Raw genomic sequence first — 5,474 nt, 5'->3', positions numbered from 1 at the left:
GATCTAGAAGATACATCTATTCCGACGACGAAGTCATTTATAAAGTTATTCATTAGTAAAACCTCCTTTAATTTGAACAGAGCTCTCATATTTTCAATGAAATACATCCTCGTTTGTTATTCGGGTAATTCTAATTAAATAAAAACCTAAAGCCAGTTACACGTAAAACTTCATTGAATGAGAATAACAGTCTAGACAACGGGTATTGCGTATGCTCCCAGGAAAGTAACGTTAATCTCTCTATTCAAATATATTAAATTTTCACTAGTTAGGTTTTCTTAGAAAATATAAAAATATTCGTCTACACTATTTAGTATTTCAAATACGAGGAAAGTATAAAATTTTTTTGATGTTAAACACTGATTTTGACTGGCTTTCTCCTATGAAAGTTGTGAGGTGAATTAAAAAATAATTGTAGGCCGCAAAAGAACCTAAAAGCAAAATAATTAAATTTTATTTTGGTATGAAATTATTTTACTTTTAGAACCTTTTGCATGGCAAAACAAAGCTGCTTCCTGCGCTGAAAAGCGTGGCGTCAGTTACTTTGTCCCAACAATATTTACATTTATGGAACAATAAGTAAAGAAGTGAACTTTTGTTTACGATATAAGAATTGTAAGGAAAGGGGGAGTTGAAATGGGATGGTATGCATCAGCTCTGACTTTATGTCACAATATTAATACACATCAGACAGCTATGAGTAAAGCTATGCTTAGGCTTTCCACTGGGAAAAGAATAACCTCAGCAGCAGATGATCCGGCAGGCCTTTGCATATCACAAGGTATGGAATCTCAAATAAGAGGAATGAATGTAGCTAAGAGAAATATTCAAGATGCTGTTTCTATGATTCAAACTGCAGATGGAGCTTTAGGGAGTGTACATTCAATATTACAAAAGTTGAATGAATTGGCAGTTCAGTCAGCTACAGGAACAACTACAGATGAAGATAGGAAAAATTCAAATGAAGTATTTAAATCTTTAGTAGAAGGACTTGATGATATTTGTAGAGAAAGTGAATTTAATACACAAAAGTTATTTTCAACTGATGAAAAAATAAACATTCAAGTAGGAGCAAATGCTGGGCAGATTATGACTATAGAAAAGAAGAAAATAGATTCAAGTACTTTAGGATTAGATAAGTTAGATATATCAACTGAGGAAGGTGCATCTAAAGCTATAGATACCATTAAGAAGGCTATTTCTTCAGTATCATCACAGAGAAGTATGCTTGGGGCAATGGAAAATAGATTAGAATGTACTAGTGATTATTTAGATAATAGTATATTAAATTTAACTGAAGCTCAATCTAGAATAATGGATGCTGATATGGCTGAGGAGATTATGAATTTTGCTAGAGAAAGTTTACTAAGTCAGGTATCAAATTTTCTTCTTAGCTCTTATATAAAACAGCAGGAAAGTATGCTTCAGTTATTACTTTCATTATCTAATAGATAGGTATCTAAAAGAAAAAGAGAAGGGTAACTTTCTCTTTTTTTTTGATTATAAATGTCTATAATTATAAATAAGAATAAAGAAAAAGCTATGGAGGAGAATATGTCGATAAAAGATTTAACAATTGAAAAGACTAAAACTAGGTTAAAAGAACCTAAAAAGTATAAGGTGGTAATGTATAATGATGATTTTACCCCTATGGATTTTGTAGTATACATATTAGTTAATATATTTAGAAAAAAGCATGATGATGCTACTAATATAATGATGAAGGTTCATAAGGAAGGTAGTGCAGTTGTAGGAACTTATTCTTATGATATAGCTGTAACAAAAGTTGAAAAAGCTAATTTCTTAGCAAAAGAAGAAGGGTTCCCTTTTAAAATAAAGGTTCAAGAAGCTTAAAAGAGAGGATGTGTATATATGAAATATTCTGATGAAGTAGAAATTATACTAAGTGATATGGTAGCCTATGCAGATAATAATAGACATGAATATATAACTGCAGAACATTTATTATATTCCATTACATTTAATAAAGGATTTAAAAAGTCTTTTAAAGCTTTAAATGGTGATGTAGAAGTTTTAAGAGCTAATCTTGAAAAGTATTTTGAAGATAATATAGATATTATTGAAGAAGGAACTCCAGAAGCTTCAAAAAGTTTAAATGATGTACTTTTTAAGGCGGGGTACAGGGCAGCCTCTGCAGATTGTAAAGAAATAAAACTTACTCATATAATAAATGAAATATTAGAACTAGAAGAAAGTTATGCAGTTTATTATATTTTTTCTCAAGGTATAGATGCTGGAGATTTATTATATGAAATGTGTGAAGAGGAAAGAGAAGAAATAGAAATTGAGTCTGAAAATTACGAAGATCAACATGAGGCTTGGAGAAAATATGTAGTATGCCTTAATGAAAACACTGATAAGTTTCCACCTTTAATAGGGAGAGAAAAAGAGCTTGAGAGAACTATACAGATTTTATGCAGAAAATACAAGAATAATCCTATACATATAGGTGAAGCTGGAGTTGGTAAAACAGCAATAACAATGGGCCTTACAAAGCTTATAAATGAAGGAAAGGTACCTGAAAAGCTAAAGAATGCAGTTATATTTTCACTAGAGATTGGAGATATTATTGCAGGAACTCAATATAGAGGAGATTTTGAAAAGAGATTTAAAGATATATTAGAAGGTGTATCAAGCTATGAAAATCCTATAATATACATAGATGAAATTCATAATATAGTTGGAGCAGGTGCTATAAATGGGGGAGCTTTTGATGCTTCAAATATGTTAAAACCATACCTTGAGTCAGGTAAAATAAGATTTATAGGAGCAACTACCTACGAAGAGTTTAATAAACATATATCAAATAGCAAAAGTCTCTTAAGAAGATTTCAAAATATAGATATAAAGGAACCATCAATTTATGAAAGTATAGAGATTTTAAATGGGTTAAAGAAATTTTATGAAGACTACCATAAAGTTAAGTATGCTAGGGGAACTCTAGAATTAGCTGTTACATTAAGTGATAAATATATAAACAATAGATTTCTTCCTGATAAAGCTATAGATATTATAGATGAAGCAGGAGCTTATAGAGTTATACATCCAGTTAATAAGAAAGTACAGACTGTAGATAAAAAATTAATTGAAACTGTTATATCAAAAATGTGTAATATACCAAAGGAAACTGTGGAATCTGATGAGGTTAAAAAGTTATTTAAACTAGAAAAGGATATAAAGAAAAGAGTATTTGGACAGGATGAAGCAGTTGAAAATGTAGTTAATGCAGTAAAATTATCAAGAGCAGGATTAAATGATGAAAATAAACCTGTAGCTAGCATGTTATTTGTAGGTCCTACTGGAGTTGGTAAAACAGAAATAGCTAAGGCACTAGCTGATACTTTAAATATTGATTTAGTAAGATTTGATATGAGTGAATATGCAGAAAAGCACACTGTAGCAAAACTTATAGGATCTCCAGCTGGATATGTGGGTTATGAGGATGGAGGACTTCTTATAAATGCAATACAAAAGTCGCCAAGTTGTGTTTTACTTCTTGATGAAATAGAAAAAGCTCACAGCGATATATATAATGTTCTTCTTCAAGTTATGGATTATGCTACTCTTACTGATAATAAAGGGGGAAAAGCAGATTTTAAAAATGTAATTTTAATTATGACATCTAATGCTGGGGCATCTAAGCTTAATAAAAATGCTATTGGATTTGGAGATAGAAAAATAAAAAATGAAGCTATTGATGATGAAGTAAAAAAGGTATTTACACCAGAGTTTAGAAATAGATTAAGCAAAATAGTTGTATTTAATGGTTTAAATAGAGAAATGGCAATAAAAATAGTTGATAAAGAAATAGCTGCTTTAGATGAAAAGCTTAAACCAAAGAATATTGTTTTGAAATTGTCGAAAGCCTGCAAAAATCATCTTATTGAATTAGGAATAAGTGAAGAATATGGAGCACGTGAAATAAAAAGAGTTGTAGATAAGGAGATAAAATCTCTTCTAGTTGATGAAATTTTATTTGGAAGATTAAAAAACGGAGGAAAATGTACCTTAGACTTTGATAAAAAAGTATTTATTTCTAAAGTTGATATGGAAAAAATGTAATAAATAATATATAATTGACATATAATTATTAAATTAACATTTTTGGGGGTATAACATGAACTTTGATGAAAATTGTTTTTACTGTGTTAAAGACAGTAGATTGACAGATATTATGATTAAAATATGTGATTTAGAGGCATCAACTCTATACTTATTTAAGGAACAAACTTATAAAGGAAGATGTTTAATAGCATTTAATGGACATAAGAGTGAAATGTTCGAATTAACTGAAGAGGAAAGAAACTTATTCTCTAAGGACATAGCTACAGTAGGAGAAGCTCTACATAAAGCTTTTTCACCAGCAAAGGTAAACTACGGAGCTTATGCTGATAACATGAAGCATTTACATTTTCATATAGTTCCTAAGTATGAAGATGGACCTGATTACTTAGGAGTATTTAGAATGAATCCAGGAGAATGTTACTTATCAGAAGATGAATATAAAGAAATAATAGATAAAATAAAAGAAAATATTTCACAAAAATAATTAATAGTCATTTTTTCTAATAGGTATTGTTAGATTTAATTGTTGTCTTAATACTAGAAAGAGTACAATAGATAAACTGATATAGCTGATTATAACGGTGGGAGAAGTATAATGGATATAGGTCGTGGAATTAATTTGTGTTCAAAGCTTATTAAAAATAAGATGAACAAAGAATTAGAAGATTACAAGATTACATCAGTACAATTTTCAGTATTAAAATTTATAGAAACTCATAATGATGAAGCTGGCTATAATACAGCAGCTAATATCTCACAAATGCTAGATATGGACAAACCAACTATTTCGGCAGTTATTAATAGATTAATAGAAAAAGATTATATCGAAAAAAGGCCACACCCTACAGATGGGAGAGCATGGGTGTTGTCTTTAACAGATAGATATAAAGAAAATTCTGCAATTATGGAAGAGAAAAGTGCAGAAGTTATTAATTTAGCTGTTTTAGGATTAAATCCTGAAGAGGTTATGAGTTTAAACAAAATGTTAAGTAAGATAATAGGGAATCTTAAAGATTTTCATTAATACAGTATTTTGTGCAACTAATAAATCTAATCATATATAAATATAAACGATAATAATAATTGGCTGTATTAAAAAGAATAGTAAGGGGCTGTAAAAAAAGTCCTAAAAATCAAACGACCATACTAGCTCAAAAGCTTGTATGGTTGTTTTTTTCATATACTTATATTTTTTCATCTTTAATTTTTAAAAATGGGTTCACTTAATAAACGTCTCGTTATAAATAAAAAAATTAAAGTAATTTTTATGCAACGAGCATTTCACGGTTTAATTTATTATTATATTTATAAAGATTATAACCACAAGAAATCAATGTGAGCTCAAGAATTACATTATCAAGTCCTCGTCTAAACAACCTTTTGTAAGA

The 5,474-nt window shown here is 29.3% G+C and carries 5 protein-coding genes; all 5 read left to right on the top strand.

Features of this window, described 5'->3' with window-relative positions:
- Positions 1-636: 636 nt before the first annotated feature.
- The 5 genes from BM384_RS15180 to BM384_RS15160 all read left to right on the top strand — a co-directional run bounded on the left by BM384_RS15180 (position 637) and on the right by BM384_RS15160 (position 5,110).
- Positions 637-1,455: a flagellin gene (locus tag BM384_RS15180; protein ID WP_090014852.1), complete on the top strand. Its 819-nt coding sequence runs from the start codon at positions 637-639 to the stop codon at positions 1,453-1,455.
- 87 nt (positions 1,456-1,542) lie between these two features.
- Positions 1,543-1,854: an ATP-dependent Clp protease adaptor ClpS gene (locus tag BM384_RS15175; protein WP_090014854.1), complete on the top strand. Its 312-nt coding sequence runs from the start codon at positions 1,543-1,545 to the stop codon at positions 1,852-1,854.
- Between the two features lie 18 nt (positions 1,855-1,872).
- Positions 1,873-4,083, top strand: coding sequence for an AAA family ATPase (locus tag BM384_RS15170; RefSeq protein WP_090014849.1), 2,211 nt, complete (start codon positions 1,873-1,875; stop codon positions 4,081-4,083).
- A gap of 55 nt (positions 4,084-4,138) precedes the next feature.
- Positions 4,139-4,570, top strand: a complete 432-nt coding sequence (locus BM384_RS15165) for an HIT family protein (RefSeq protein ID WP_090014847.1) — start codon at positions 4,139-4,141, stop codon at positions 4,568-4,570.
- A gap of 111 nt (positions 4,571-4,681) precedes the next feature.
- Positions 4,682-5,110 (top strand): MarR family winged helix-turn-helix transcriptional regulator, encoded by a 429-nt coding sequence (locus tag BM384_RS15160; RefSeq protein ID WP_090014845.1) that lies wholly within the window; start codon positions 4,682-4,684, stop codon positions 5,108-5,110.
- The last annotated feature ends 364 nt before the right edge of the window (positions 5,111-5,474 follow it).

Source organism: Clostridium sp. DSM 8431, from assembly GCF_900116755.1.
Classification (GTDB): Bacteria; Bacillota; Clostridia; order Clostridiales; family Clostridiaceae; genus Clostridium.
Note: the sequence above shows the minus strand (reverse complement) of the source record. Positions and strands in the feature narration are given on the sequence as shown.

Bases quoted from the DNA above. Each gene is read 5' to 3' on its own strand.
- BM384_RS15170 (WP_090014849.1), top strand. From the start codon at position 1,873: ATGAAATATTCTGATGAAGTAGAAATTATACTAAGTGATATGGTAGCC.
- BM384_RS15180 (WP_090014852.1), top strand. From the start codon at position 637: ATGGGATGGTATGCATCAGCTCTGACTTTATGTCACAATATTAATACA.
- BM384_RS15160 (WP_090014845.1), top strand. From the start codon at position 4,682: ATGGATATAGGTCGTGGAATTAATTTGTGTTCAAAGCTTATTAAAAAT.
- BM384_RS15175 (WP_090014854.1), top strand. From the start codon at position 1,543: ATGGAGGAGAATATGTCGATAAAAGATTTAACAATTGAAAAGACTAAA.
- BM384_RS15165 (WP_090014847.1), top strand. From the start codon at position 4,139: ATGAACTTTGATGAAAATTGTTTTTACTGTGTTAAAGACAGTAGATTG.